This window comes from Kitasatospora cathayae, assembly GCF_027627435.1.
GTDB lineage: Bacteria > Actinomycetota > Actinomycetes > Streptomycetales > Streptomycetaceae > Kitasatospora > Kitasatospora cathayae.
The window spans coordinates 2,754,877-2,780,080 of sequence record NZ_CP115450.1 but is presented as its reverse complement, the minus strand read 5'-3'; the positions used below and the strand labels follow the sequence as shown (position 1 = coordinate 2,780,080).

Here is a 25,204-nt window from a genome sequence, read left to right as displayed (position 1 = left end):
GCGCCGCCGGGTCGGCGGCGCGGCCGGGAGTTCAGTGGGGGCGGTTGATCAACACCAGGGCTGCGGCGATGATGTGCAGCCCGGCGGCGGCGGACACCCCGTAGGCGGCCCAGACCCGGGTGGGATCGGGGGTGGGCGGTGGCGGCGGTGCGTCGGCGGGGTCGTAACTGCTCTCCGGCAGCTGCCGGTTCACCGGGGGATCGTCGCGGGCGTCGTGAGGTCGGCGTGGACGACCTTCCCGAAGGGGAGGAGCGTGACGCCCCAGCGGCCGTGCGTGAGCCGGTGGATTATCGCCAGACCCCGGCCGGACGTGGCGTCGGGTCCGGCCTGAACCATCACGGGCATCGACCGGGAACCGTCACTGACGAGGATGCGGAGGGTGTGGTCGCTCGGTCGGCGGACACCGACGAGCATACGGGTCTGGCAGCAGGTCTCGACCGAGTTGGTGACCAGTTCGCTGACGATGACGACGGCGTCGTCCATCAGGTCGTCCAGGCCCCATTCCTGCACCTTCGCACGCACAAGGCGCCGGGCAACGCCCACCGACTCGGGCTGGTACGGCAGGAGGATGGTTGCCAGTTCGGCAGCCGGGTGGACGCTCGCATCTGGTCCCTGCTGGAGTGCGGCGTTGCCTCTCACAAGGTTCGAGAGGAGGGTCATCAGCGCTTCCCCTTGGCGTAGTTATCTCGTTACGGAGAGCATCGCCGCAGAGGAAGGGCCGGACTATCACTCGTTGGTGACAGTCCGACCCCAGAGAGTGATAATCAGATCCCGACCCAGTGCGCCATGTTCGTGAGGGTGTCGGGCATCGAGCGGCGGGCCGAGACGAGCCCGGCAACCGTTTCGCGCACCATCGGGTGGTAGCGCATCTGTTGTGGCGCCAGCTCCCTTGCGTGCTGAAGTGACTTCAATGACGCCTCCGAGCGGCCGATCCACAACTGTGCCCGCGCTACCTCCGCGATGTGTGCGGCAGCCCGCGAGGCAGGCCACTCTGCGGGGATCTGGACCTGCCCGGCGGCTCGGACGGCCTCTGCGTACCGGTACTGCTCGGCCAGAGTCGCCACTTGGTGGACGGCGACGTTCGTCGGTCCGAACGAGAGCCAGTGCACTCGCATGGCCTCGCCCGTCGCCTCGGCGATCCGCCCCGCGTCCGCGATGTGTTCGGCCGCCGTGTCGCCGTCTCCGGATCGCGCGGCCAACATGGCAGCGCCGAGATGTAGTTGCCCCACCGCCACGTCGCGGATCCGGCTGCGGTCGGCTTGTTCGAGTGTGCCCATGCCGACCCCTACGAGTCGCTTCCCGATGTCGTACTGGCCTGATCGAAGGTAGACCAGCGACCGAAGATACTGGCGAACGCCGGCGACCACCGGATCGGACGCGCGCTCGGCTGCCCACGCCATGCGGTCCAGAGCCACCACGCAAAGATCGCTGTAGCCCAACTTCGTGGTGATGTCGTAGGCCGTGCGGTACGTGCTGGCCAACACCTGCCACGCCTTCTCGGACGGTGCCGCGTGTGCGGCCGTTGTGGCCTCGATCATCAGGGCCGGAAGGGCTCGGGCGGCATCCTTGATACGGGTCTCGCGGATCTGGGCGCACAAGTGCTCCGCGGCGGAGTGCAGTTCGTCGACCGAGCGGGGGGCGATCTCGGGATCGGCGCCGAGGTCGTACAGATCGAGCGCTTCGCGGATCGGCTGGATCAGCACATCGAGTTCGTCCTGTTGCAGCTCGGTCATGTACGGCTGACCGGTGAGGTCGACGGTTTGGACGAACAGCGCCCTGGCGACGGCGGCGATCACAGTGGGTGTGGCCGGCTTGGCTCCTTGCTCGACCTTGGTCAGCATGCTGTAAGAGATATGGGCGCGAGCGGCGAGTTCCCGCTGGGTCAGGTGGCGGAGCTTGCGGTACTGGGCGATGCGTTCGCCCGTGTGCTCGGAGATGTGCCTGGGCATACTGGTACTCCGTTCGTAGCAGCCAGTCGGACGATACTCGCTAAAAGTGGCGGGATGTGTTCCTGCGAACAGGAGTTCAGGTTTGACCGAGCATCATGAGCCGTTCCTCTACGTCATCGTCTGCGCTTCGGGAATCGCTGACGGCGTGAGCGAACTGATCACCGCCGCCCACGCTGAGGGGTGGAAGGTCGCGGTGATCGCCACTCCCAACGCGCTCGGCTTCTTGGATCAGGAAGCCATCGAGGCTCAGACCGGCTATCCGATCCGCTCGGCCTGGCGCACGCCCGGCAGTTCCCGGCCGCTGCCTGGCGCCGATGCCATCGCGGTCGTCTCCGCCACTTTCAACACCATCAACAAGTGGGCCCTCGGGATCGCCGACACACTCGCGTTGGGCATCCTCTGCGAGGCGCACGGGCTGGGCATTCCCATCGTCGTCCAGCCCTACGTCAACTCCGCTCTGGCAGCCCACCCGGCGTATTCAGAGAGCCTCGTCCGACTGCGCTCGATGGGCGTCCTGGTGGGCGACTCCGTACCCCACAAGCCCAAGTCCGGCGGAGCGCGCGATGAGTACAGCTGGACACATGTCCTCGATCTGCTTCGTCCTACCCTCAGCAGTCTTTCAGAGCCGGCGGCGTGAGAAGCAAGGTGATGAGGCGGGCAGAGCCCGGCAGCTCTTGCGCGCTGACACCACCATCCCGTCGCCTCGGGGAGGTTCAACGTGAGGCCTGCGCCTACCGACACCGAAGCCTGGAACGCTACCTCGCTGAGGGGAATGCCAGACAAGCCCGGAAGCGCGTCTCAGCGGATGTGATCCTGCGCGATAGGGCTGGGCGCATCCTGACCGTCAACCCGACCTATAAGGAGGGTTGGGACCTCCCCGGCGGAATGGCTGAGGCCAACGAGCCACCGGAGGAGGCCGCAGTGCGGGAACTGCGCGAGGAATTGGGCCTGGAGATCACCATCCGCCGCCTGCTGGTCGTGGACTGGGTCGCGCCGCATGGCCCGTGGGACGACCAGATCGCCTTCATCTTCGATGCGGGTTCCCTTCTACCCGCTCGGGCCGAAACGGTTCGCCCACACGACGACGAACTGTCCGAGGCCGTCTTCCTGCCCGCGTCGGAGGTCGCCGACCGACTGCGGATCCGCGAGCAGAACCGGTTGAATGCCGCTGTCGGGGCGATCTCAGATGGCAGTATGCGGTACCTGCGAGACGGGGTGGAGGCATGATGACGCCTGGAGCAGGAGGCTCAGGCTTGACCGACTACCTCGGGTCTTCCATGCATGAGTGACAGCGACGGGGCGGCCACACCGCTCCACTCAGAGCGCTCGTAGGCACGACGGTCGGCACCTGCTGTGACGTCGAAGGCCCCCATCTGAGCTGAGGGGGGCCTTCGACGAGGGTCAGACGGTGGCAGCTTGTGGGGTCTGCGCGGGCAGCTGCTCGGGGGCGGCTTCGACCTCGCGTACGCGGAGGGCGAGGGGGATGCGGAGGGCGGCGATCCACGTCAGCGTGGCGCCGAGCATGTGGAGACCGACCATCAGCTCGGGGGCATCCGTGAAGTACTGGATGAAGCCGAGGACGCCCTGGAGGAGCAGGACCGCGAGGAGTTCCTTGGTGCGGGACTTGGCCGCTTGCGGGGCCTTGATCGCGGCGAAGACGAAGATCATTGCGATGGTCAGGCCGACCGAGATGAAGGCGAAGTCGGCGTGGAACTGGGCCAACCTGTCGTAGTCGATCGGGATGCGGGGGACGATCTTGTTGTCCTGGGGCGTACCCGGGTGGTGCCCGGCGCCGGTGACCAAAGTGCCGGCGGCGACCAGCAGGCCGACGACCGTGACCAGGACGTAGGAGAGCTGGTGGATCGGGCGGGCCACCGAAAGCCTGGCCGGGCCGTCGCCCTCCTTGCTGCGCTCCCACATCAGCAGGGCGACCCAGACCAGGGCCATCGCGGCGATCATGTGTCCCGCGACGGTGTAGGGGTTGAGGCCGGTCAGCACGGTGATGCCGCCGAGCACGGCGTTGCTCATCACCAGCCAGAACTGGGCCCAGCCGAGCTTCGTCATGCTGCGCCGCCACGGGCGGTGGCAGCGGGCGGCCAGGATCGCCCAGCCGACGGCCGCGCTCAGCACGTAGGTGAGCATCCGGTTGGTGAACTCGACGATGCCGTGGAAGCCCATCTCCGCCGTGGGCGTCAGGCTCTCGGCGGTGCAGCGGGGCCAGGTCGTACAGCCGAGGCCGGAGGCGGTGAGGCGGACGGCGCCGCCGGTGACGACGATCACCACGCTCATCACCAGCGCGGCGAACGTGGCGCGCCGGACCATCGCGGCGGAGGGCTGCCAGCGCTCGGCGAGCAGGGAGAAGGGGTTCAGCACGCGGTCAATCGTAGGCGGCCTTACGGGCGATCTTGGGGCGGGGCGCGGGGTGCGGTGCCGAGAGAGCAAAGCGGGGTCGTGGTGGCGGCCCGGCGCAAGGCGGCCAGGAAGGCCTGATCGCGATGGCGCCCCCGGTGATCGAATCTGATCATCGGAGGCGCCATCACGTTCCTGAAGTGACGAAGTTCATTCAACTTCGCCGAATCCGCGTTCTGCCAGGTGGCGGCTGTGATGGACTGGTCAAGCACATCCGGGAATGGACCGACAGACGAAATCCGGTCGTACGGCGGGGTGTGGCGAGGTGCGGGAGTGCCGGTAGAGTCCCCCGGACATGCCGTGGCGGGCCACCGCGAACCACTTCAACGCGCCTGCTGCGCAAGACCGTTCGGAGGGGAACAGCGTAATGGCGCGACAGCAGCGGCACGTTCGGATCGGTGCGACGGCACTCGCCGGCACGGCGGCGGCCGGATTCCTCCTGCCCCTGGCGCTGGCCACCAACGCCTCGGCGCACGTGCCGACTTGGTCGGTGACCTGCGACAAGGTCGTGATCGATCTGATCAACTACAGCCCCAAGCCCGACGTGAAGAACACCGTCAGCCTCACCGTCGGCGACGAGAAGGTCCTGGACGCCAAGGAGTTCCCGGCGGAGTTCCACGGCACCTTCCCGGTGAAGGACCACGACGCCCCGGTGACGGCGCACCTGGTGGTCAAGACCACCGAGACCCCGGCCGAGAAGGGCTGGAACGTCGACGAGACCAAGACCATCGCGCCGTGCCACACCCCGACCCCGACACCCACCCCCACCAAGACCCCCACCCCGACCCCCACTCCGACGCCGACCATGACTCCGTCGGCGACGCCCACCCCGAGCAGGACCCCGTCGGCGACCCCGACCCCCAGCCAGACCCCCGCCGCCCCCGCCCCGGCCCCCGCCACCAGCGCCCCGGCGCTCGCCCAGACCGGTAGCAGCGACGCGACGCCGATGATCGCGGCGGTCGGCGGCGGCGTGGTGCTGGTCGGCGGCGCGCTGGTGCTGCTCGCCCGCAAGCGGCGCGGCGGCAGCCAGGGCTGACGTGTGCCAGGAACGCGCGACGCCCCCCGGCCAGCTGAGGCCGGGGGGCGTCGCGCGTCGATGCGGCGGCTACTCCCAGCGGAAGAACCGGGCGGCCGCCGCCAGCCCCAGGACGGCCCAGCCCGCCAGGATGCCGAGGTCCGACCACGGCACACCGGTGCCGTGCTGGAGCACCGAGCGCAGGCCGTCGGAGAGCGCCGAGATCGGCAGCAACTCCAGCACCGACCGCACCGCGCCGGGGAACTTGCTGAGCGGCACGATCACCCCGCCGGCCAGCAGCAGCAGGATGAACACCAGGTTGGCGGCGGCCAGCGTGGCCTCGGCCTTCAGGGTGCCGGCCATCAGCAGGCCGAGCCCGGAGAAGGCGGCGGTGCCGAGCACCAGCAGCGCGGCGACGGCCAGAGGGTTGCCGTGCGGGGACCAGCCGAGCGCCAGCGCGATCACCGACAGCAGGGCGACCTGGAGCACCTCGGTGACCAGCACGCAGCCGGTCTTGGCGGTCAGCAGCGTCCAGCGCGGCAGCGGGCTGGCGCCGAGCCGCTTGAGCACGCCGTAGCGGCGCTCGAAGCCGGTGGCGATGGCCTGCCCGGTGAAGGCGGTGGACATCACGGCCAGTGCGAGCAGGCCGGGCGCCAGGAAGTCGACCCGCTTGCCGGGGCCCTCCACCGCGACGACGTCCACAGCGGAGAACAGCACCAGCAGCACGGTCGGGATGACCACGGTGAGCAGTAGCTGCTCGCCGTTGCGCAGCAGCATCCTGGTCTCGAAGGCGGTCTGGGCGAGCAGCATCCGGCCGACCGGAGCGGCTCCCGGCTTCGGGGCGTAGGTACTCACGAGCGGAGCTCCCGTCCGGTCAGGTCGAGGAAGACGTCTTCGAGGCTGCGGCGCTGCACGGACAGCCGTTCGGGCAGGATGCCGGAGGCCGCGCACCAGCCGGTGACGGTGGCCAGCAGCCTGCTGGGGTCGACGGGCGCCGCGACGCGGTAGTTGCCGGGGGCGGTCTCGGCGGCGGTGGCGCCCGGGGGCAGTTCCTTGAGCAGCGGGCCGAGGTCGAGTCCGGGCGGGCCGTCGAACCGCAGGGCGTCCTCGGCGCCGCCGCGGCACAGCTCCTCGGTGGTGCCGCCGGCGATGACCCTGCCGCGGTCGACGATGGCGACGTGGTCGGCGAGCTGCTCGGCCTCGTCCATGTGGTGGGTGGTGACCACCACGGTGACGCCGTCCCGGCGCAGGTCGCGGACCAGTTCCCAGGTGGCGCGGCGGGCCTGCGGGTCGAGGCCGGCGGTGGGCTCGTCGAGGAAGACCAGTTCGGGGCGGCCGACCACGGCCATCGCCAGGGCGAGCCGCTGCTGCTGGCCGCCGGAGAGCCGGCGGTAGGTGGTGCGGCCGCAGGAGCCGAGGCCGAGGCGCTCGACCAGGGCGTCCACGTCCAGCGGGTGGGCGTGCAGTTTGGCGGTGTGCCGCAGCATCTCGACGGCGCGCGCGCCCGCGTAGACGCCGCCGGACTGGAGCATGACGCCGATCCGGGGGCGCAGCGCGGCGCTCTGGGTGACCGGGTCGAGCCCGAGGACGCGGACGGTGCCGGCGTCGGGGCGGCGGTAGCCCTCGCAGGTCTCGATGGTGGTGGTCTTGCCGGCGCCGTTGGGGCCGAGTACGGCGGTGATCGCGCCGCGTGCGATGGTGAGGTCGAGGCCGTCCACCGCGGCTTTGTCGCCGTAGCGCTTGACCAGCCCGGCGATCTCTACCGCGGGTACGGGGTTCATACCGGCGAGTGTAAGAGGACCGAACGGACCGGCCGGACACCGGCCTTGGTGATCGTTTTCGCTGGTCAGGTAAGGCTTGCCTGCGTGATAGAAGCCACCGGTGAGGCCTGCGTCACGGCTTGTCCTTGCGGAAGTAATTACGCAACACTGGTGTTGTGAAAAACATGCGCGAGCACGCCGAGCAGCAGGAGGCCGAGACGGCCTCCCACTGCGACGTGCCCGTGACGGCGGCCGAGGTGCTGCTGGAGGGCCACCGGGCCACCCGGGACCGGGTCGCCCGGTCGATCCTGGACCACGGCCCCTCCTCCGCCGCCGACCTGGCGAACCGGCTCGGCCTCACCGCCGCCGCCGTCCGCCGTCACCTGGACGGACTGGCCGCCGCCGGCCTGGTCGAGTCCCGCGAGCAGCGGGTCTACGGCAGCCGTGGCCGGGGCCGTCCGGCCAAGGTCTTCGCTCTCACCGACGGCGGCCGGGACGCCTTCTACCAGGCCTACGACCAGCTCGCGGCCGACGCGCTGCGCTGGATCTCGGACTCGGTGGGCGGCGGCAAGGCGGGCGAGGAGGCGGTCGCCGCCTTCGCCCGCGCCCGGTTCGGCAAGCAGGGCGAGAGGTACCGGGAGACCCTGCGGCGGGCCGAGGCCCGGGAGCGCCCGGAGGCCCTCGCCGAGGCGCTGAGCGCGGACGGGTACGCTGCCACGGTGCGGCGTGTCCCGTCGGCCGTGGCCAAGGCCCCGGCGGGCGCCCAGCTCTGCCAGCACCACTGCCCGGTCGCGCACATCGCCGAGCAGTTCCCGCAGCTCTGCGAGGCGGAGACCGAGGTCTTCTCCCAGCTCCTGGGCACCCATGTGCAACGGCTGGCCACCATCGCCCACGGCGACGGGGTCTGCACCACCTATGTGCCGGCACCCGGTGCCGCATCGTCGCCCGCCCAGCGCCCCGCGGGCCACGGCTCCGATGCAGTGCCGACTGCCGGTACGTCCACCGAAGATTCTGCGTCCGCGCGTTAGGAAGCTCGCATGACTGACACCGTTTCGCACCCGGAGCTCGAGGGCCTGGGCAATTACGAGTACGGCTGGGCCGACCCGGACACCGCCGGTGCCGCGGCCAAGCGCGGGCTCAGCGAGGAGGTCGTGCGCGACATCTCCGCGAAGAAGAACGAGTCCGAGTGGATGCTGAACCTCCGGCTCAAGGGCCTGAAGCTGTTCGGCAAGAAGCCCATGCCGACCTGGGGCTCCGACCTCTCCGGCATCGACTTCGACAACATCAAGTACTTCGTCCGCTCCACCGAGAAGCAGGCCGAGTCCTGGGAGGACCTGCCCGCGGACATCAAGGCGACCTACGACAAGCTGGGCATCCCGGAGGCGGAGAAGCAGCGCCTGGTCGCCGGTGTCGCCGCCCAGTACGAGTCCGAGGTCGTCTACCACCAGATCCGCGAGGACCTGGAGGAGCAGGGCGTCGTCTTCCTGGACACCGACACCGCGCTGCGCGAGCACCCGGAGCTGTTCAAGGAGTACTTCGGCACCGTCATCCCGGCCGGCGACAACAAGTTCGCCGCGCTGAACACGGCCGTGTGGTCCGGCGGTTCGTTCATCTACGTGCCGAAGGGCGTGCACGTCGACATCCCGCTGCAGGCCTACTTCCGGATCAACACCGAGAACATGGGCCAGTTCGAGCGGACGCTGATCATCGTCGACGAGGACGCCTACGTCCACTACGTCGAGGGCTGCACCGCGCCGATCTACTCCTCCGACTCGCTGCACTCGGCGGTCGTCGAGATCATCGTCAAGAAGGGCGGCCGCTGCCGCTACACGACCATCCAGAACTGGTCGAACAACGTCTACAACCTGGTCACCAAGCGCGCCGTGGCGTACGAGGGCGCGACCATGGAGTGGATCGACGGCAACATCGGTTCCAAGGTCACCATGAAGTACCCGGCCGTCTACCTGATGGGCGAGCACGCCAAGGGCGAGACCCTGTCGATCGCCTTCGCGGGCGAGGGCCAGCACCAGGACGCCGGCGCCAAGATGGTGCACATGGCGCCGAACACCTCCTCGCACATCGTCTCCAAGTCGGTGGCGCGCGGCGGCGGCCGGACCTCCTACCGCGGCCTGATCGAGATCGGCGAGGGCTCGCACGGCGCCAAGTCCAACGTGCTGTGCGACGCGCTGCTGGTCGACACCGTCTCGCGCTCGGACACCTACCCGTACGTGGACGTCCGCGAGGACGACGTGTCCATGGGCCACGAGGCGACCGTCTCCAAGGTCAGCGAGGACCAGCTGTTCTACCTGATGAGCCGTGGCCTGACCGAGACCGAGGCGATGGCGATGATCGTCCGCGGCTTCGTCGAGCCGATCGCGCGCGAGCTGCCGATGGAGTACGCGCTGGAGCTCAACCGGCTGATCGAGCTGCAGATGGAGGGCGCGGTCGGCTGACCCCCGGCCGCCACCGCCCACCGACTTTTCGAGCTTTTCGAGGAAGAGAGCACTACGACAGCCATGGCTGACGTCCAGAACACCACCGGCTCCACCACCGCCGGTTCGATCGAGGTCGGCACCGCCGGCGCGGGCGCGCAGCTCGCCGGCCCCGGCACCGGCCGGACCGGGGTCCAGCAGCCGATCGACGCGCGCGTCGCGGTCAAGCCGTCCTTCGACGTGAACGACTTCCCGGTGCCGCACGGCCGCGAGGAGGACTGGCGGTTCACCCCGCTGCACCGCCTCGGCGGGCTGCACGACGGCACCGCCGCCGCCTCCGAGCGTGGCGAGGACAAGGTCGAGTTCACCCTGCCGGACGGCGTCACCGCCGAGACCGTCGGCCGCGACGACGCCCGCCTGGGCAAGGCCGGCACGCCGGTCGACCGGGTCGCCGCGCAGGCCTTCAGCGCCTTCGAGCAGGCGCTCGTGGTCACCGTCCCCAAGGACGCGGTGCTGACCGAGCCGGTCAAGATCGACGTGAGCGCCGAGGGCGGGGTCCGCTTCGCCCACGTGGTGATCGACGTCAAGCCGTTCGCCGAGGCCGTCGTGGTGCTCAACCACGCGGGCACCGGCACCCGGGCCGCCAACGTCGAGCTCCTGGTCGGCGACGGCGCCAAGCTCACCTTCGTCTCCGTGCAGGACTGGGAGCGGGACGCCGTCCACGTCGCCCAGCACAACGCGCTGGTCGGCCGGGACGCCTCGTTCAAGTCCGTGGTCGTCACCTTCGGCGGCGACCTGGTCCGCCTGCACCCGCGGGTCAACTACGCCGGCCCCGGCGGCGAGGCCGAGCTGTTCGGCCTGTACTTCGCCGACGCCGGCCAGCACCTCGAGCACCGCCTGATCATCGACCACGACACGCCGCACTGCCGGTCGAACGTGGCGTACAAGGGCGCGCTGCAGGGCCAGGACGCCCACGCGGTCTGGGTCGGCGACGTGCTGATCCGTGCCGCCGCGCTCGGCACCGACACCTACGAGCTCAACCGGAACCTGGTGCTCACCGACGGCGCCCGGGTCGACTCGATCCCGAACCTGGAGATCGAGACCGGCGAGATCGTCGGCGCCGGCCACGCCTCGGCGACCGGCCGCTTCGACGACGAGCAGCTGTTCTACCTGATGGCCCGCGGCATCCCGGCCGACGAGGCCCGCCGCCTGGTGGTCCGCGGCTTCTTCGCCGAGCTGCTCCAGCAGATCGGCGTGGCCGAGGTCCAGGAGCAGCTCATGGAGAAGATCGAAGCCGAGCTGGAAGCGGCGGTCTGATCCCCATGAGCTTCCTCCGTGCCTGCGCGCTGAGCGACCTCCAGGAGGACGTGCCCAAGCGCGTGGACCTCAACGGCGTGCCGGTCTCGATCGTCCGCACCGAAGAGGGGGTGTTCGCGATCAACGACACCTGCTCGCACGCGAACGTCTCGCTCTCCGAGGGTGAGGTCGAGGACTGCATGATCGAGTGCTGGCTGCACGGCTCCAGCTTCGACCTGCGCACCGGCAAGCCCTCCGGCCTGCCCGCCACCAAGCCGGTCGCTGTCTACCCCGTAAAGATCGAAGGGGACGATGTGCTCGTCTCCGTCAACCAGGAGTCCTGAGTACACATGGCTACCCTTGAAATCCGCGACCTGCACGTCTCCGTCGAGGCCGAGAACGGCCCGCGCGAGATCCTGAAGGGCGTCGACCTGACCGTGAAGCAGGGCGAGACCCACGCCATCATGGGTCCGAACGGCTCCGGCAAGTCCACCCTGGCCTACTCGCTGGCGGGCCACCCCAAGTACACCGTCACCGGCGGCTCGGTGCTGCTGGACGGCGAGGACGTCCTGGAGATGTCCGTCGACGAGCGCGCCAAGGCCGGTGTCTTCCTGGCCATGCAGTACCCGGTCGAGGTCCCGGGCGTCTCGGTCAGCAACTTCCTGCGCACCGCCGCCACCGCCGTCCGCGGCGAGGCCCCCAAGCTGCGGCTGTGGGTGAAGGAGGTCAAGGAGGCGATGGCCGCCCTGCAGATGGACCCGGCCTTCGCCGAGCGCAACGTCAACGAGGGCTTCTCCGGCGGTGAGAAGAAGCGCCACGAGATCCTCCAGCTGGAGCTGCTCAAGCCGAAGATCGCGATCCTCGACGAGACCGACTCCGGCCTGGACGTCGACGCGCTGCGGATCGTCTCCGAGGGCATCAACCGGGTCCGCTCGACCGGCGAGGTCGGCACCCTGCTGGTGACCCACTACACCCGCATCCTGCGGTACATCAAGCCCGACTACGTCCACGTCTTCGCGGGCGGCCGCATCGTCGAGTCCGGCGGTGCCGAGCTGGCCGACAAGCTGGAGGAAGAGGGCTACGAGTCGTATGTGAAGGGCGGCGCGTCCGAGTGACCCATACCCTTACCGGCCTGCTCGACACCGACGCGATCCGCAAGGACTTCCCCGTCCTGCAGCGCCTGCTGCACGAGGAGAAGCCGCTGGTCTACCTGGACAACGCGGCGACCTCGCAGAAGCCGCGTCAGGTGCTCGAGGCGCTGAACGCCTACTACGAGCGGCACAACGCCAACGTCCACCGCGGCGTGCACGTGCTCGCCGAGGAGGCCACGGCGATGTACGAGGGCGCCCGCGACAAGGTCGCGGCCTTCGTCAACGCGCCGAGCCGCAACGAGGTGATCTTCACCAAGAACGCCTCGGAGTCGCTCAACCTCGTGGCCAACATGCTCGGTTGGGCCGACGAGCCGTACAAGGTCGACGCCGACTCCGAGATCGTGATCACGGAGATGGAGCACCACTCCAACATCGTCCCGTGGCAGCTGCTGTCGCAGCGCACCGGTGCGAAGCTCAAGTGGTTCGGGCTGACCGACGAGGGCCGGCTCGACCTGTCGAACATCGACGAGCTGATCACCGAGAAGACCAAGGTGGTCTCCTTCACGCTGGTCTCCAACCTGCTGGGCACGATCAACCCGGTCGAGACGATCGTCCGCCGGGCCCAGGCGGTCGGCGCGCTGGTCGTCATCGACGCCTCGCAGGCCGCGCCGCACATGGTGCTGGACGTGCAGGCGCTGGAGGCCGACTTCGTCGCCTTCACCGGCCACAAGATGCTGGCTCCGACCGGCATCGGCGTGCTCTGGGGCCGCCAGGAGCTGCTGGAGGACCTCCCGCCGTTCCTCGGCGGCGGCGAGATGATCGAGACCGTCACCATGGGCTCGTCCACCTACGCCCCGGCGCCGCACAAGTTCGAGGCCGGCACCCCGCCGATCGCCCAGGCGGTCGGGCTGGGCGCGGCCATCGACTACCTGTCGGCGATCGGCATGGACAAGATCGCCGCGCACGAGCACGCGATCACCGAGTACGCGGTGGAGCGCCTGCTGGAGGTCCCGGACCTGCGGATCATCGGTCCGCGCACGGCCGTGGACCGCGGCGCCGCGATCTCCTTCACCCTGGGCGACATCCACCCGCACGACGTGGGCCAGGTGCTGGACGAGCAGGGCATCGCCGTGCGCGTCGGGCACCACTGCGCGCGGCCGGTCTGCCTGCGGTACGGAATTCCGGCGACCACGCGGGCGTCGTTCTACCTGTACTCGACGCCGGGCGAGGTCGACGCGCTGATCGACGGCCTGCACCACGTCCGGAACTTCTTCGGCTGACGGGACGGGGCAGGACGACCATGAAGCTCGACTCGATGTACCAGGACATCATCCTGGACCACTACCGCAACCCGCACGGCAAGGGGCTGCGGGACGGCGACGCCGAGGTGCACCACGTCAACCCGACGTGCGGCGACGAGATCACCCTGCGGGTGAAGCTCGACGGCGCGAAGGTCACCGACGTCTCGTACGAGTCCCAGGGCTGTTCGATCAGCCAGGCCAGCGCCTCGGTGCTGAACGACCTGGTGGTCGGCAAGACCGTCGGCGAGGCGCAGGCCGTCCAGGAAGCCTTCCTGGAGCTGATGCAGAGCAAGGGCCAGGGCGAGGGCGACGAGGAGGTGCTGGAGGACGCGGTCGCGTTCGCGGGCGTCTCCAAGTACCCCGCCCGGGTCAAGTGCGCCCTGCTCAGCTGGATGGCCTGGAAGGACGCCACCGCCCAGGCGCTCGCCCAGAACCCCGTCGTGAACGACTGACCTGCAGAGGAGGACAGAACCAATGAGTGACGAAACCCCCTCCGCTGTGGAGGAGCAGCCGAACGGCGGCATCGTCGGCACCACCGCCGGCACCGTCTCGGTCGAGGACCTGACCGAGGCCCTGATGGACGTCGTCGACCCCGAACTGGGCATCGACGTCGTCAACCTGGGCCTGATCTACGGCATCCACATCGACGAGTCCGACGTGGCCACCATCGACATGACGCTCACCTCGGCGGCCTGCCCGCTGACCGACGTCATCGAGGACCAGGCCAAGACCGCCACCGACGGCCTGGTCCAGGACCTGCGGATCAACTGGGTCTGGATGCCGCCGTGGGGTCCGGACAAGATCACCGACGACGGCCGCGAGCAGCTGCGCGCGCTGGGCTTCAACGTCTGAGGTCGTGCGGTGGTTTTTTCGGCGCCGCCGCCTGGAACGGGTCTCCGTTCCGGGCGGCGGCGTTTTCCGTTCTCGGGTGTCACGTCGCGGTGACGGGGGGCGTTGGAGGGTGGGCGCAGGCTTTTCGAGGAGGTGGGGAGAATGACCCCCCGACGGATCCTGCGCACTGGTGTGAACACGATGATGGCGGCGGTTCTGGGGCTCGGCGGCGCCGCGCTGGGGGCGTCCGCGGCGCACGCCCAGGACTTCGGGCCGGACACCTGCCGCCAGGGCTTCGTCTGGAGGGACGCCAGGCCCGGGGACCACGTCTGCGTGATCCCGCAGCACCGTACCGACGCGGCGTCCGACAACAGCCAGGCGGGGGCGCGGACCCTGCAGAACGGTTTCTGCGTTTCGAGCTTCGTCTGGCGCGAGGCGTGGGCCGGGGACCACGTCTGCGTGATCCCGCAGCACCGTACCGATGCGGCGTCCGACAACAGCCAGGCCGACGACCGGAGGCTGGCGGTGCGCGTCTGGGACGGCGACAACGGCGCCGGCCGCCTGAAGATCAGCGGCGACCACTTCAACATCGGCGGGCTGGTGCGGGTCGAGATCAGGCTGAGCCCCACCGGCAGCGTGCAGTGGACGGACACCGTGACGGCCACCCAGCACGGCGGGTTCGCGGGCGGCAGCTTCGGCGTGGTGCCCGGGAACCCGTTCAGCTGTGCGACGAAGAACGCCGTGGCGCGGGCGACCGACCTGACCTCCGGCCGGACCACCGCCTGGATCCCGGTCGGGTACTGCTTCAACCTCTGAGCCGTCGCCGGTGAGTCGGGTGCGGTCGACAGCGCAGGGCGGGCGGCGCAGCATGGAGAAGGGGCTGATCTGTGCGCGAAGGGATGGGGTGGTTCGATGGCCTGCGGCGATCGGTGCTCCCCGGCTCCCGGCGCGGGCGTGCGGCTCGCCCTGCTCGGCGGCTTCGGCCTCTCGGCCGGTGACGCGTCGGTGCCCGTCTCCGCGGGGGCGGAACGATTACTCGCCTTCGTGGCGCTGTGCTGCAACGGGAACGTGCCGCGCGCCCTGGTGGCCGGGACCCTCTGGCCGGACGCCGCGGAACGCTGCGCCTCCGCGAGCCTGCGCTCGGCGCTGTCCCGGCTCCCGGCGGCGGGCCGGGAGGCGCTGGAGGTCGGCCAGACCGAGCTGAGGCTGGCCGACGGCGTGGGCGTGGACCTCCGCGAGGCGAGGACGCTGGCCCACCGGATCCTGGCCCCCGACGCGGCCCCCGCCCGGGCCGGCTTCGGGCTGGCGGCCGTCGAGGACCTCTCGGCGGACCTGCTGCCGGGCTGGTACGAGGACTGGACACTGCTGGAGGCGGACAACTGGCGGCGCCTGCGAGTCCACGCCCTGGAGGCCCTGGCCGGCGCCTTCGTCGGCGCCCGGCGCTTCCCCGAGGCGGTGGCCGCCGCCGGCGCCGCCGTCCGCGCCGACCCGCTGCGCGAGAGCAGCCACGCCTGGTTGGTCAGGGCGCATCTCGCGGAGGGCAACCCGGGCGAGGCGCTGGCGGACGTCGAGTGCTACGAGCGGCGGCTGCGCGCGGAGCTGGGGCTGTGCGCGCCTGATCGGCTACGGCGTTTGGTGGCCGGGGTGGGGTAGCCGGCGGGGCAACCAGTCGCCGACCAATGCCCTTCATGATCCGGTCGAAGGCCGGACGTCCGGTCCGGTCCACGCGCCGACGGTTGAGGGCGGAAGGGCCGTCGATGCTCACCCCGACGCGGAACCCGTACGTGGCGAGGAAGTCGCACCAGGCCCGTGCGATCAGTACGGCGTTGGTCTGCACCGAGTGCTCGACCAACCCAGCCTGCCGCAACGGCTCGAACGGGGCCAGCAGCTCCGCGAGCCGCGTGCGGCCGACGGCCAGCGGCTCGCCGGCGTGCCAGACCACCTCGACCGGCTCCGGTGACGCGGTATCGGCGAAATCGGCGACGGAACGGGCCACCGCCTCGGCGATCGCGACCGACATCGGTGCCCGCTGCTTGCGGTCGGGCAGGTAGCAGTAGGTGCAGTCCAGATTGCAGAAAGAGTCAGCCTGGACAACGACCGTCCTCGGACGACGGGCGATGCGGCGCCGATACCGGGCCGGGGAGTGCATCATGCTGCTCCTCCAAGGGCGGAGACTGGGCCAGCGCAGGGCCGTTCACGGGCGGGATCCTGCGCGGGGCCGCCCGGGGCGGACGGCGTGCAATCAGTGAACGACAGTCACAAGCGCTACGGTGAGGCAAAGTTGCTGGCGCATTGGTCCCATTCCGACCGGAAAACTTGACCGTGCCATCACCTGACCCCATGCACGGCACGTGACGACGCGACTACGTTGACCTCATGCTGGCCAACGTCCCGCTCCGCCTCCGGATGTCCGAACGCCGCATGACCAAGGCCGAGTTGGCGCGCGAAGTGAACACCGAGATCAGGACCCTCACGGGGAAGCTCGGCTCCGTGTCGGAGCGCACGGTGCACAACTGGCTGACCGGCGCGACCCGGTGGCCGCCGGTGAAGATCCGCCTCGCACTCAGGGCAGTATTCGCATGTACGCCCGAAGACCTGGGCTTCGTCCCGACCGGGCGGGCCCGCACCACACCGGAGGACGACGTGAGGCGACGCGACTTCATAGCGGCGGCCGGAGGCGCGGCCGTGACCGTGCTCACGAGCCCCCCTGCCGTGGCATCGAGTGGCCGGATCGGCGTCGGTGACGTGCGGAGACTGCAGGCCCGCTTCGCCGAGGTCATCGCCAGCGACCACCGCCACGGCGGTCGGCTCAGCATCGAGACCAGGGCGACCGCGCTCGCCGAGGAAGCCCTCGACCTGCAGAAGAACGGCACCGCGACCCAGCGGGTCCGGGCCCAGCTGTACGCGTGCGCGGCATCGTTCATGTCCTCGGCGATGTGGGCCGCGATCGACGGCCGTCGCTTCGACGCAGCCCTCGAACACCACCAGAAAGCTGCCACCCTGGCGGCGATGTCCGGCGACTCCGGCATCCAGTTCCGCATCTGGTCCCACGCGGGCAGCCTGTACCGGCACCTCGGGCAGGTGGGCGACGCGCTCGCCGCCAATGAGGTCGCCCGCGGCCTGCCGATCGCCCGACGCGACCCGCTGTTCGCCTCCCTCGGACACGCCCGCCACGCGGCGATCCACGGCCTGACCGGGGACTCCAACGCGGTCCGCCGGTCCATCGGGCACTCACAGGACGCCCTCAACCGAGCCGACCTCGACATCTCCCGACCAGTGTGGATCACCGCTTTCTACGACCAGTCCGAACTCGACTCCCTCGCCCTCGCCGCTCACCTCGCGGCCGGGAACTGGGAGGAGGCTGAAGCACACGCGCACCGCAGCATCGCCCAGCGGCGCGACACCATGCAGAGGTCACGAGCGATCACCACCGTCCGGCTCGCCCGCGCCCAGCTCGGGCAGGGCGATCTGGAGCCCGCGGTCGCCACCGCCATGTCCGTCCCGGCCGAGGACTCCGCGCACCCCCGCGTCACCCGGATGTTGGCCGCCTTCGGCACCTCGCTGCACGAGCTGGCCGGCGGCAGTGGCCCGGACCGCACCTGGACGGCATACGCCCACAACACCTGGAGGACCACCGCGTGACCGTCGAACTCCGCCACCACACCACCCTGCCCCCCGAGGCCCGGCAGGATCTGCTGGACGTGTACGCCGATGTGCGGGCCCCCCTGCTGCACCTGCCGAACTACCACGTCGACGTGTTCGCCGAACGCCTCGACCGGCATGCCACCGAGCCCGGCTTCGAGCTCGTCCTCGGCTACGACGGCGAGGTGCCGGTCGGCTACGCCTACGGCAACACGATCGAGGCGGGCGACCGGTACTGGAAGCGCATGACCGAGCCCCTTCCGGACGGCTACACCGAAGCCCCGGCTCTGGCCATCAAGGAAATCGGCGTCCGGACCCGCTGGCGCGGCACGGGTGCCGCCCGCCGGATCCACGACGAGCTGCTGCGCCGCCGCGTTGAGGGCCGTGTCACCCTTCTGGTCAACCCGCTCGCCGGGGACGGCAAGGTCCAGCGGCTCTACGAGACCTGGGGCTACCAGGCGTTCAACGCTCAACAGCCCTCTCCGGACTCGCCCCGGCTGACTGCGATGATCCGCCCGATCCACTGAGCCTGGGGCGGCGGCGCCTGGTAGTGCACGCCGATGTTGCCGTGCTCGCCGCGCGTGACCGGCCACAGCGCCAGGTCCTCGGGTGCCGCGTGCACGCCGATCTCCTCGGCGAGTTCCTTGCAGGCCTGGCGGCGCAGCTCGGTCTCGTCCAGCGTCAGGCCTGCGGCCAGCGGTTCCACGTTGCCGCCCGGGAGCTGCCATCCTCCCGGGGCCGTGGTCGTGGCGGACATACGCCCTACGATCAGGCGGCGTCGTCGGTCGGCTGCGCGACGGTCACGAACAGGGACGACACCGTTGGCGCGTCCGGCACGCGGCGTAACGCGAACCACCGGTAGGTGACGGGGCCCAGGACGGCGCGAGGGTCTGGCCGTCCTGCTCAATGCCCGTGCAGACCACCGCCGGTCCGTCGAAGAGCTCGGGGTTGGCGGGGGTGAGCTGCGGGGCGGCCGTTTCGACCAGGTGCAGCGTGCTGGCCTGCAGCACCTGGACGGGACGCGGCAGGTGGGTTGACGTTGTCATAGTGGGGGTCGTCTGCGTTCCTGGTACGAGCGGGGGCTTCCTCCTGTTCAACGGTGCGGAAACTGCGGGGTGTTGGGCGTCGGCCGCGTGCCGTGGGTCGCGCGGCTGACGTCTGGTCCGCCCGGCCGGTGTGGCTACCGGACTGTGCGGGCGTAGTCCTCGCGGGCGCCGACGGGCGCTGGCGAGGGAACGCCCGTGCTCGCCTTCTGTGTGATCACCCCGGGCAGCCCCTGAGGCCGAGCCCAGCCAGACGGACGGGCTTCCGGCTGCTTCCCGCTGACTTCCCGTCGTCCCTCAGCGGGTCGCGTTGACCTTCTCTCCCCCGGCGCGGTTTCGTGGGGGACACACCAGATGACTACGTAGAGTAGTTGCATGGACTCGCTGCGCCATGTTGCTCGCGCGGCATGCCGCCCGTTCCTTACGAGGGAGCAGTGTGAAGATCCGTCACCTCCTCACCGCCCTTACCACCACCGCCGTCCTGTTCGCGGGCTCGCCGGCCTCTGCCCAGGTGGCGGTGTCCCATGACGGAGCCGGTACGGTGCAGGGCCGACCCGGCCCTGACGCCGAGCGGTCGTTGACCGAATGCTCAGCGGAGTACCTCAACGGGGACAAGCGGCTGGGGCCCCTGCGCCTGCCCGTCCTCGGGCTCGCCGGCAAGGAGCTCACGGGCTACCAGCCCACCAACGATCTGGGCCCCCAGCGGTTCCTGGACCTGTACTGGAAGGACGGGGGCTGGGTCTACCCGGCGCAGAACGGGTACATCGTCAATCCGGACGGGAGCCCGCAGCGAGCCCTCCTCACCTTTCAGGTCGGTCAGGACATCGACCGATACGGGAGTGAACGCGGTGCCTTCCTCGCCCCCGAGGGGACGCCGTACGCGCAGCGGGCGATCCCGCCGATGAACCTCGACGGCGATCCGGCGGCCGGTTGCAACTACTACGACTACCGGGTGATCAAGGAGTTCACCGTCTACTCGGGGACCGTCGCTCCCTGGTTCGCCCAGCCCGGACTCGGCACCCAGTACGAACTGGACTACACCCTCATCCCCGGCGCTCCCACTCCGGACCAGGGCTTCGGCGTCAAATGGCTGGTCGACAACCACTACCTGGAGCGGATCATCTCGCCGACGTCGCCTCACTGAGCACCGCATACGAGGTGCTGGGGGAGTGGAAGTCCGGCGAATCGGTCCGGCTTCCGAAGCCGTTGGATTTCGAGATCAGCACCGAGAGGTGGACGCCCTGGCCAGGGTGGAACGCCGCTGCCCGGGACTTCGGAGGAAGTCCCGGGCAGCGGCGTTTTCGTACCGGGTCAGGCTGTCTTGGGCCTGCGGGCGACGGCGACCGCGAGGGCGGTGCAGAGGAGGGCCGCCACGGTGGCGAAGCCGCTGATGGCGGGGAGGAGGCCGTAGCTCCTGACCAGGGCGCCGACGGCGATGATGGGCAGGGAGCTGCCGAGGTAGACGATGATCCACAGGGAGCTCATCTCGGAGCCCCGGCGTTCCGGGTTCATCGCGGCGACGGCGGTGGTGAACAGGGAGCGGAACGCGACGCCCTGGCAGGCGCCGCCGAGGACGCTGCCGATGAACAGCAGCGCCGGGGTGCCGGTGTAGCCGGCGGCGACGACCAGGGCGAGGCCGGTGGCCAGGCCGGTCATGCCGAGGGCGATCACCAGGCGGTCGGAGGTCGGGGGCACGATCAGCTGGGCGGCGGCCGAGGAGCCGAGCAGGAGGGCGGCCACGATGGCGCCGGTCAGGTGCGAGGGGGTGTGCAGCAGCTTGGCGGAGAAGGCCGGGGCCAGGCTGAGGTAGACGCCGAAGACCGCGTAGGAGATGAAGCCGGCCGCGGAGGCCAGCAGGAACTCGCGGCGGCCGGTCTGCGGCAGCCGCAGGCGCTGCGGGCGCAGGTGGGCCGGGGTGGTGATCCGGGGCGGGGACGCCGGCGGGCGGTTGCGGCCGGGCATCCGGGGGTGGACGACGGCCAGCGGCACGCAGAGCGCCAGCAGGGCGATGGCGTGCAGCAGGAAGGGCGTCAGCAGCGGGTCGGAGCCGCCGGACAGCAGGGCGCCGACGATCGGGCCGAGGGCGACGCCGCCCGCGGAGCAGGCCAGGGTGAGCTTGGCGGCGAGCGTCGGGTGATCGGGCAGCAGGTCGCCGAGGGCGGCTCCGGCGGCGCCGGTGGAGAGGCCGACGGCGATGCCCTGGATGGCACGGCCGACCGCCAGCTGCCAGAAGCCGCCGGAGGTGGCGAACACGACGTCGCCGGCGGCGGCCAGGGCGACGGCGGGCAGGATCAGGGCGCGGCGGCCGAGGTGGTCGGACCAGTGGCCGACGATGGCCAGCACCGGGACCAGCGCGAACACGTAGATCGTGAAGAGGATGGTGGTGTCGAGCGGGCCGAGGCCGAGGCGCTGCTGGAGGAGCGGGTAGATCGGCGTCGCCAGGTTGGCACCGATCAGCATGAACAGCAGGGCGGCGGCGACCAGGCCGACGCGGACTCCGCGCATCGCGTTCCAGCGGCTGATCGCGGCGAGCTGGAGCTGCGCGCGCGGCGCGAGCTCCAGGGGGAGCAGGGCCTCCGACAGTCGGCGTCCGTCGAGCTGCGCGGTGCGCAGGCCGGAGCCGGCGGGGGAGAGGTCCGCCATGTGAGGGGTCTCCTGTGGCAGGGCACCACCGGGTCGGCGGGGTGTGCCGGTGCGCCCGTCCTGAGGCGCTGTGGTGTGGCCGCGGTGCGGGGCTCCCTGGTGGAGCGGATGAGCTGAGGATTCGGGCTTCGTTGCCCGGTGGACTGCACGGGGTGTGCGCAGACACCAGTTCGAAGGATAAAGGGTGGGCGCACGGAAGCGCCGCGCGCCCCTGCGCGCGCCCCTCGAGGCCGGGCATCGCGGGTGTCCGACCTATACGCTGAGGAGGTAGATCGACACGCGGAGCTGTTCGGGCTGACCGCGCTGGCTGAGGGAGAGCGCACAACGATGGCCGGACGACGTCGGAAGAACGCGGGGGCTTCGGCGGGAGAGGGCGCGGGCGAGGCTGTCCTGCCCGCTGACCTGGAGCTGCAGGACCTCTACGGGGCGTTCGCCGCGCACGGTCTGGACGACGAGGACCTGGACGACGCGGCGGTGCTGGTACCGCCGGTGAAGCTGCCCGCCGAGCAGGAGCTGGCCGAGCAGGCGAAGGCCGTGCCGATGTTCGGCTACGCGCTGGCGCTGGCCCGCTGGGCGGCGCCGCACCGGGTGGTGGACGAGTTCGGCGACCTGGTCGAGGAGGACCGGGCGCCCGCCGCGCGGCTGCTGGGGCTGGCCCCGGCCGAGGGCGAGGTGCCGGAGGAGGCCGAGGTCGAGGCGCTGCGGGCCTGGTCGCTGGCCTGCGACCTGGACCTGGTGGAGCTGGGTACGACCAAGGACGGCGAGCACGTCGCGGTGCCGGGGCCGGACCTGGAGCCCGCCGAGCAGGGGGACCCGGACACCGTCCTGGAGCTGTGGCTGACCGCGGCCGGGATCGTCCGGGAGCTGGCGGTGGAGGCGGACTCGCTGCCGGAGGAGGAAGAGGAAGAGGGGGCGGCCGAGGAGGACGAGGACGGCCTGAACGAGGTCGAGGAGGCCCGGGACGTCGCCGCCGAGCTGCTCGACGAGGCGCTGCAGGTGCTGTACGAGACCACCGCCTTCGCCGACCCGGGCAACGAGACCGTGCCGCTCGGCGTGTTGGCCGCGCTGCTGGTGGTGCCGGAGGGCGAGGAGCCGAGCGAGGAGCTGCTCGGCGACATCACCGACGTGATGGTCGCCCTGGACCCGATGCTGGGCGACCTCGCCGAGCTGGGCCTGCTGGACTACCGGCCGATCGACCCGGAGCTGTTCGACGAGGAGGAGGACGAGGAGCCCGCCGTCGTCGGCGAGGCGCCGCTGGACGAGGAGGAGTCGGCCCGCTTCGGGCTGGTCCGGCTCACCCCGCTCGGCCAGTACGGCGTCCGGCAGTGGCTGCTGGAGGACGGCTACGACGCGCCGCTGGTCGGCGAGCTGGCCCAGGGGGACGCGGCCGAGCTGCTGCGCGGGGTGTGCGAGTCGGCGAACGTGCTGCCGGAGGAGGAGCTGCGGGTCTGGGTGGCCGGCCGGGAGCCGGAGCCGGCGGCGCGCGAGCTGCTGGCGGCGGCGCGCGGAAACGACGCGTACGGCCCGCTGCGCCGGATGCTGTGCGTCTCGGCGCTGAACCTGCTGGGGGCGGGCGCCGAGCCCGCCGTCCGGGAGGTGCTGGACGACCCGGAGCTGGGCGGTGCGGCCCGGGCCTGGCTGTCCGCGCTGGGCGCGGCGGACGTGCCGGCGCCGGACCGGGCGATGGCGCTGTGGACGGTGGTCGACACCTTCGCCGCCCAGCTGCTGGACAACGGCGGCGACGCCGAGCTGCTGCGCGAGCTGATCACCGACCTGCCGGTGAACGGCGATCCGGTGGAGTGGTTCGGCGAGCTGTGGCGGGTCGACCACCCGTACACGGCGGACGTCCTGGAGGCGATCGGTGAGCTGCACCCGGACCGGGCGCTGGCCAAGGAGGCACGCAAGGCGGCCTTCAAGGCGCGCTCCCGGGGCTGATCAGGGCAGGTCCAGCGAGCCCGCCTCGGTGAAGGGGAAGAACGGGTTGTGGGCCAGCTCCCACAGGTGCCCGTCCGGGTCCTCGAAGTAGCCGGAGTAGCCGCCCCAGCTGGTCGGGACCGGCGGCTTGACCACCACGGCGCCGGCCTCGACAGCCGTCCGCAGCGCGGCGTCCACCAGCGCGGGGGACTCCAGGTTCACCGCGAGGGTGACGCCGCGGAAGGAGGGTTCGCCGGTGGCGGGCACGCCCGCGTCGGCGGCCAGCTCCTCGCTGGGGAAGAGACCGAGCGCCGAGTCGGCGGTGCGGAACCAGACGATCTCCGGGCTGGAGGCGGAGGAGCGCTTCCAGCCGAGGTCCTCGTAGAAGCGGGCGCTGCGCTCGAGGTCGGAGACGCCGAGCGTGACGATGCTGATCCGGGCGGGGAAGGCGGCCCGGGCCGCGCTGTTCTGTGCTGTCATGCCGCCAGCGTAGGGAGGGCGGCTGACAACCGGCCCGACTGACACGGCCACCGCCCCCGTCCGACAGCCGAGCTGATGACCCGGCAGCTGCGGGCACGTAAGGTGGCGTCAGCGGTGCGGGCGTGAGGACTCGGGGGTGCGGCACAGGATGGCGCGGGAGAACGGCGGAAGGCCCCAGGAACCCCGGGAGGGGAACGCCGAGCGGTCGGCGCTGGAGCGGCCGGGCGAGCAGGATCGTTTCGCCGACCAGGAGGAGTTCTCCCGCCGGACCCTCGCCGCGGTGGACTTCCCGGTGTACGGCGTGGCCGGACCGGCGGGTCGCGGGGAGGCACTGGCGGCCTTCGAGACCTGTGGCGGCGAACTGCGCTGGGTCGAGGTGCAGTGCGGTGACTGGACCACCGCGGCCGGGCCGTACGTGACCGTGCGCACCTACCGGCCGGGGGCCGACGACTGCGAGGTGCTGCCGGAGCTGGAGGACGTGGTCGAGGACGAACGCGACCGGGTCTACGAACAGTTGGGCATCGACGAGGGCGACGGGCCCGGTCTGGTGCGGGCGTTGCGCGAGTGGATCACCGTGGACGGCGAACCCTGCGCGGTGGAGGTGCACGAGGACCGGCCGGTGGCCCTGGTGGCGCCGGCGGGAGCGGGAACGGCGGGAACGGGACCGGTCGGCGGCGGGTCGGTCGGGCAGGTCTGGGCCGGGCGGCTGCGGGTCGGCGGGCAGGCCGTCACGGTGTGCGGGCGCGGGCTGCCTCCCGGCGGCGTCGAGCTCGGCGGGATCGGGGACTTCGAGTGCTACCTTCGCGGGCGCACCGAGCTGTTGCGCGACCTCGCCTCCCGGAGGGCCCGGTACGTGCCGGTCGAGGAACGTGAACTGCCGCCCGCCGTAGGTCTGGAGGCGCACCGGGAGCTGATCGCCCAGAGCATCGCGGAGGCCGCCGCGATCGAGGCGCAGGTGCGGGTCGGGCGCACGCCGAGGCTGCCGCGCGGGCTGCGCGGGGACGTCTGCGCGGTGCGCTGGGAGGCGGCGGTGCGCCAGCAGATGCGGCTCGCCGCGGAGACCCGGGAGGAGGCCTCGGCGGCGGTGACCTCGATGGTCAACCACCTGAACCGGCTGTCCCAGCAGACGCATTGGCTGGTCGGCACGCCGGAGGGGGAGGCGGCGGTCGAGGAGGTGGTGCGGTACACGGTGTTCGCCAGCGAGGTGGCGAGCCTGCCGGCCCAGCGGGCCTGGGAGCAGCTCTGGCGGGAGCGGCCGGGCAGCGGCGGGGGCCGCGGCCGGGACGGCGGCTGGGAGGAGCAGCGGCTGGTGGAGCAGCTGTGGCTGTCGGCCTGGGAGCAGTGGCGGTCGGGGCGGGTCTGGTCGTAGTCGGGCCTGGTCGTAGGCGAGGCGGGTGG

27 protein-coding genes and 1 pseudogene are annotated in these 25,204 nt (G+C 71.0%); 18 read left to right on the top strand and 10 right to left on the bottom strand.

Annotated features, from left to right (window positions below; all coding sequences use genetic code 11):
* Positions 1-31 precede the first annotated feature (31 nt).
* The 3 genes from O1G21_RS12320 to O1G21_RS12310 form a co-directional block, all read right to left on the bottom strand.
* A complete protein-coding gene (locus O1G21_RS12320; protein ID WP_270143293.1) occupies positions 32-193 on the bottom strand; it encodes a hypothetical protein in 162 nt (53 codons plus the stop codon).
* Entirely contained in the window at positions 190-660 is a 471-nt protein-coding gene (locus O1G21_RS12315) for an ATP-binding protein (protein WP_270143292.1), read from the bottom strand. Before O1G21_RS12315 ends, O1G21_RS12320 begins: the two co-directional genes overlap by 4 nt.
* Before the next feature lie 104 nt (positions 661-764).
* Complete coding sequence (locus O1G21_RS12310; protein WP_270143290.1) at positions 765-1,949, bottom strand: helix-turn-helix domain-containing protein; 1,185 nt, start codon at positions 1,947-1,949, stop codon at positions 765-767.
* Between the two features lie 82 nt (positions 1,950-2,031).
* Between O1G21_RS12310 and O1G21_RS12305 the strand changes: the two genes are divergently transcribed.
* A complete protein-coding gene (locus O1G21_RS12305; RefSeq protein ID WP_270143288.1) occupies positions 2,032-2,586 on the top strand; it encodes a flavoprotein in 555 nt (184 codons plus the stop codon).
* Between the two features lie 11 nt (positions 2,587-2,597).
* Positions 2,598-3,176: an NUDIX domain-containing protein gene (locus O1G21_RS12300; RefSeq protein WP_405000798.1), complete on the top strand. Its 579-nt coding sequence runs from the start codon at positions 2,598-2,600 to the stop codon at positions 3,174-3,176.
* 174 nt (positions 3,177-3,350) lie between these two features.
* Here the strand turns inward: O1G21_RS12300 and O1G21_RS12295 are convergent, their stop codons facing one another.
* Positions 3,351-4,331 (bottom strand): COX15/CtaA family protein, encoded by a 981-nt coding sequence (locus tag O1G21_RS12295; protein WP_405000797.1) that lies wholly within the window; start codon positions 4,329-4,331, stop codon positions 3,351-3,353.
* A gap of 394 nt (positions 4,332-4,725) precedes the next feature.
* Here O1G21_RS12295 and O1G21_RS12290 point away from each other — a divergent pair, with 394 nt between their 5' ends.
* Entirely contained in the window at positions 4,726-5,394 is a 669-nt protein-coding gene (locus O1G21_RS12290; protein WP_270143287.1) for an LAETG motif-containing sortase-dependent surface protein, read from the top strand.
* 69 nt (positions 5,395-5,463) lie between these two features.
* Here O1G21_RS12290 and O1G21_RS12285 read toward each other — a convergent pair whose 3' ends face one another.
* Both O1G21_RS12285 and O1G21_RS12280 read right to left on the bottom strand, forming a co-directional pair.
* Positions 5,464-6,183, bottom strand: coding sequence for an ABC transporter permease (locus O1G21_RS12285; protein WP_270150935.1), 720 nt, complete (start codon positions 6,181-6,183; stop codon positions 5,464-5,466).
* A gap of 41 nt (positions 6,184-6,224) precedes the next feature.
* Positions 6,225-7,154, bottom strand: coding sequence for an ABC transporter ATP-binding protein (locus O1G21_RS12280; RefSeq protein ID WP_270143285.1), 930 nt, complete (start codon positions 7,152-7,154; stop codon positions 6,225-6,227).
* A 164-nt stretch (positions 7,155-7,318) separates the two neighbouring features.
* Between O1G21_RS12280 and O1G21_RS12275 the strand changes: the two genes are divergently transcribed.
* The 10 genes from O1G21_RS12275 to O1G21_RS12230 all read left to right on the top strand — a co-directional run bounded on the left by O1G21_RS12275 (position 7,319) and on the right by O1G21_RS12230 (position 15,737).
* The gene (locus O1G21_RS12275; protein ID WP_270143284.1) at positions 7,319-8,161 is read left to right on the top strand and encodes a helix-turn-helix transcriptional regulator; all 843 of its coding nucleotides are present in this window, start codon (positions 7,319-7,321) and stop codon (positions 8,159-8,161) included.
* Positions 8,162-8,170: 9 nt separating this feature from the next.
* Positions 8,171-9,586, top strand: coding sequence for a Fe-S cluster assembly protein SufB (gene sufB / locus O1G21_RS12270; RefSeq protein WP_270143282.1), 1,416 nt, complete (start codon positions 8,171-8,173; stop codon positions 9,584-9,586).
* A 63-nt stretch (positions 9,587-9,649) separates the two neighbouring features.
* A complete protein-coding gene (gene sufD, locus O1G21_RS12265; RefSeq protein ID WP_270143280.1) occupies positions 9,650-10,882 on the top strand; it encodes a Fe-S cluster assembly protein SufD in 1,233 nt (410 codons plus the stop codon).
* 5 nt (positions 10,883-10,887) lie between these two features.
* Positions 10,888-11,205: a bifunctional 3-phenylpropionate/cinnamic acid dioxygenase ferredoxin subunit gene (locus O1G21_RS12260; RefSeq protein ID WP_270143278.1), complete on the top strand. Its 318-nt coding sequence runs from the start codon at positions 10,888-10,890 to the stop codon at positions 11,203-11,205.
* A 6-nt stretch (positions 11,206-11,211) separates the two neighbouring features.
* Positions 11,212-11,976 (top strand): Fe-S cluster assembly ATPase SufC, encoded by a 765-nt coding sequence (gene sufC, locus O1G21_RS12255; RefSeq protein WP_030055937.1) that lies wholly within the window; start codon positions 11,212-11,214, stop codon positions 11,974-11,976.
* The gene (locus O1G21_RS12250) at positions 11,973-13,232 is read left to right on the top strand and encodes a cysteine desulfurase (RefSeq protein ID WP_270143275.1); all 1,260 of its coding nucleotides are present in this window, start codon (positions 11,973-11,975) and stop codon (positions 13,230-13,232) included. Before sufC ends, O1G21_RS12250 begins: the two co-directional genes overlap by 4 nt.
* A gap of 20 nt (positions 13,233-13,252) precedes the next feature.
* On the top strand, positions 13,253-13,705 hold the full coding sequence (sufU, locus tag O1G21_RS12245; protein WP_270143273.1) for a Fe-S cluster assembly sulfur transfer protein SufU: 453 nt from the start codon (positions 13,253-13,255) through the stop codon (positions 13,703-13,705).
* Between the two features lie 22 nt (positions 13,706-13,727).
* Complete coding sequence (locus O1G21_RS12240) at positions 13,728-14,105, top strand: metal-sulfur cluster assembly factor (protein ID WP_223885951.1); 378 nt, start codon at positions 13,728-13,730, stop codon at positions 14,103-14,105.
* Positions 14,106-14,246: 141 nt separating this feature from the next.
* Positions 14,247-14,900 (top strand): hypothetical protein, encoded by a 654-nt coding sequence (locus O1G21_RS12235; RefSeq protein WP_270143270.1) that lies wholly within the window; start codon positions 14,247-14,249, stop codon positions 14,898-14,900.
* A gap of 96 nt (positions 14,901-14,996) precedes the next feature.
* The gene (locus O1G21_RS12230) at positions 14,997-15,737 is read left to right on the top strand and encodes an AfsR/SARP family transcriptional regulator (RefSeq protein WP_270143268.1); all 741 of its coding nucleotides are present in this window, start codon (positions 14,997-14,999) and stop codon (positions 15,735-15,737) included.
* A gap of 37 nt (positions 15,738-15,774) precedes the next feature.
* Here O1G21_RS12230 and O1G21_RS41760 read toward each other — a convergent pair.
* Positions 15,775-16,233: pseudogene (locus O1G21_RS41760) on the bottom strand (radical SAM protein); the annotation flags it as partial.
* Positions 16,234-16,460: 227 nt separating this feature from the next.
* On the opposite strand from O1G21_RS41760, the gene O1G21_RS12225 reads away from it, so the two are divergent.
* Both O1G21_RS12225 and O1G21_RS12220 read left to right on the top strand, forming a co-directional pair.
* The gene (locus O1G21_RS12225) at positions 16,461-17,726 is read left to right on the top strand and encodes a helix-turn-helix domain-containing protein (protein WP_270143266.1); all 1,266 of its coding nucleotides are present in this window, start codon (positions 16,461-16,463) and stop codon (positions 17,724-17,726) included.
* Entirely contained in the window at positions 17,723-18,253 is a 531-nt protein-coding gene (locus O1G21_RS12220) for a GNAT family N-acetyltransferase (protein WP_270143265.1), read from the top strand. Before O1G21_RS12225 ends, O1G21_RS12220 begins: the two co-directional genes overlap by 4 nt.
* On the opposite strand, the gene O1G21_RS12215 is transcribed toward O1G21_RS12220, so the two are convergent.
* Complete coding sequence (locus O1G21_RS12215; RefSeq protein WP_270143263.1) at positions 18,196-18,483, bottom strand: NUDIX hydrolase; 288 nt, start codon at positions 18,481-18,483, stop codon at positions 18,196-18,198. The two genes, O1G21_RS12220 and O1G21_RS12215, sit on opposite strands and share 58 nt — an antisense overlap.
* A 722-nt stretch (positions 18,484-19,205) precedes the next feature.
* On the opposite strand from O1G21_RS12215, the gene O1G21_RS12210 reads away from it, so the two are divergent.
* Positions 19,206-19,913, top strand: coding sequence for a TNT domain-containing protein (locus O1G21_RS12210; RefSeq protein WP_270143261.1), 708 nt, complete (start codon positions 19,206-19,208; stop codon positions 19,911-19,913).
* A gap of 167 nt (positions 19,914-20,080) precedes the next feature.
* Here O1G21_RS12210 and O1G21_RS12205 read toward each other — a convergent pair whose 3' ends face one another.
* Positions 20,081-21,412, bottom strand: a complete 1,332-nt coding sequence (locus O1G21_RS12205) for an MFS transporter (RefSeq protein ID WP_270143259.1) — start codon at positions 21,410-21,412, stop codon at positions 20,081-20,083.
* Between the two features lie 327 nt (positions 21,413-21,739).
* Between O1G21_RS12205 and O1G21_RS12200 the strand changes: the two genes are divergently transcribed.
* A complete protein-coding gene (locus O1G21_RS12200) occupies positions 21,740-23,347 on the top strand; it encodes a hypothetical protein (RefSeq protein ID WP_270143257.1) in 1,608 nt (535 codons plus the stop codon).
* Here the strand turns inward: O1G21_RS12200 and O1G21_RS12195 are convergent, their stop codons facing one another.
* Complete coding sequence (locus O1G21_RS12195; RefSeq protein ID WP_270143255.1) at positions 23,348-23,806, bottom strand: VOC family protein; 459 nt, start codon at positions 23,804-23,806, stop codon at positions 23,348-23,350.
* 136 nt (positions 23,807-23,942) lie between these two features.
* On the opposite strand from O1G21_RS12195, the gene O1G21_RS12190 reads away from it, so the two are divergent.
* The gene (locus O1G21_RS12190; protein ID WP_270143253.1) at positions 23,943-25,175 is read left to right on the top strand and encodes a hypothetical protein; all 1,233 of its coding nucleotides are present in this window, start codon (positions 23,943-23,945) and stop codon (positions 25,173-25,175) included.
* Positions 25,176-25,204 lie beyond the last annotated feature (29 nt).

Bases quoted from the DNA above. Each gene is read 5' to 3' on its own strand.
- O1G21_RS12315 (WP_270143292.1), bottom strand. From the start codon at position 660: ATGACCCTCCTCTCGAACCTTGTGAGAGGCAACGCCGCACTCCAGCAG.
- O1G21_RS12310 (WP_270143290.1), bottom strand. From the start codon at position 1,949: ATGCCCAGGCACATCTCCGAGCACACGGGCGAACGCATCGCCCAGTAC.
- O1G21_RS12300 (WP_405000798.1), top strand. From the start codon at position 2,598: ATGAGGCGGGCAGAGCCCGGCAGCTCTTGCGCGCTGACACCACCATCC.
- O1G21_RS12290 (WP_270143287.1), top strand. From the start codon at position 4,726: ATGGCGCGACAGCAGCGGCACGTTCGGATCGGTGCGACGGCACTCGCC.
- O1G21_RS12285 (WP_270150935.1), bottom strand. From the start codon at position 6,183: ATGCTGCTCGCCCAGACCGCCTTCGAGACCAGGATGCTGCTGCGCAAC.
- O1G21_RS12280 (WP_270143285.1), bottom strand. From the start codon at position 7,154: ATGAACCCCGTACCCGCGGTAGAGATCGCCGGGCTGGTCAAGCGCTAC.
- O1G21_RS12275 (WP_270143284.1), top strand. From the start codon at position 7,319: ATGCGCGAGCACGCCGAGCAGCAGGAGGCCGAGACGGCCTCCCACTGC.
- sufB (WP_270143282.1), top strand. From the start codon at position 8,171: ATGACTGACACCGTTTCGCACCCGGAGCTCGAGGGCCTGGGCAATTAC.
- sufD (WP_270143280.1), top strand. From the start codon at position 9,650: ATGGCTGACGTCCAGAACACCACCGGCTCCACCACCGCCGGTTCGATC.
- O1G21_RS12260 (WP_270143278.1), top strand. From the start codon at position 10,888: ATGAGCTTCCTCCGTGCCTGCGCGCTGAGCGACCTCCAGGAGGACGTG.
- sufC (WP_030055937.1), top strand. From the start codon at position 11,212: ATGGCTACCCTTGAAATCCGCGACCTGCACGTCTCCGTCGAGGCCGAG.
- sufU (WP_270143273.1), top strand. From the start codon at position 13,253: ATGAAGCTCGACTCGATGTACCAGGACATCATCCTGGACCACTACCGC.
- O1G21_RS12240 (WP_223885951.1), top strand. From the start codon at position 13,728: ATGAGTGACGAAACCCCCTCCGCTGTGGAGGAGCAGCCGAACGGCGGC.
- O1G21_RS12235 (WP_270143270.1), top strand. From the start codon at position 14,247: ATGACCCCCCGACGGATCCTGCGCACTGGTGTGAACACGATGATGGCG.
- O1G21_RS12230 (WP_270143268.1), top strand. From the start codon at position 14,997: ATGGCCTGCGGCGATCGGTGCTCCCCGGCTCCCGGCGCGGGCGTGCGG.
- O1G21_RS12225 (WP_270143266.1), top strand. From the start codon at position 16,461: ATGCTGGCCAACGTCCCGCTCCGCCTCCGGATGTCCGAACGCCGCATG.
- O1G21_RS12215 (WP_270143263.1), bottom strand. From the start codon at position 18,483: ATGTCCGCCACGACCACGGCCCCGGGAGGATGGCAGCTCCCGGGCGGC.
- O1G21_RS12205 (WP_270143259.1), bottom strand. From the start codon at position 21,412: ATGGCGGACCTCTCCCCCGCCGGCTCCGGCCTGCGCACCGCGCAGCTC.
- O1G21_RS12200 (WP_270143257.1), top strand. From the start codon at position 21,740: ATGGCCGGACGACGTCGGAAGAACGCGGGGGCTTCGGCGGGAGAGGGC.
- O1G21_RS12195 (WP_270143255.1), bottom strand. From the start codon at position 23,806: ATGACAGCACAGAACAGCGCGGCCCGGGCCGCCTTCCCCGCCCGGATC.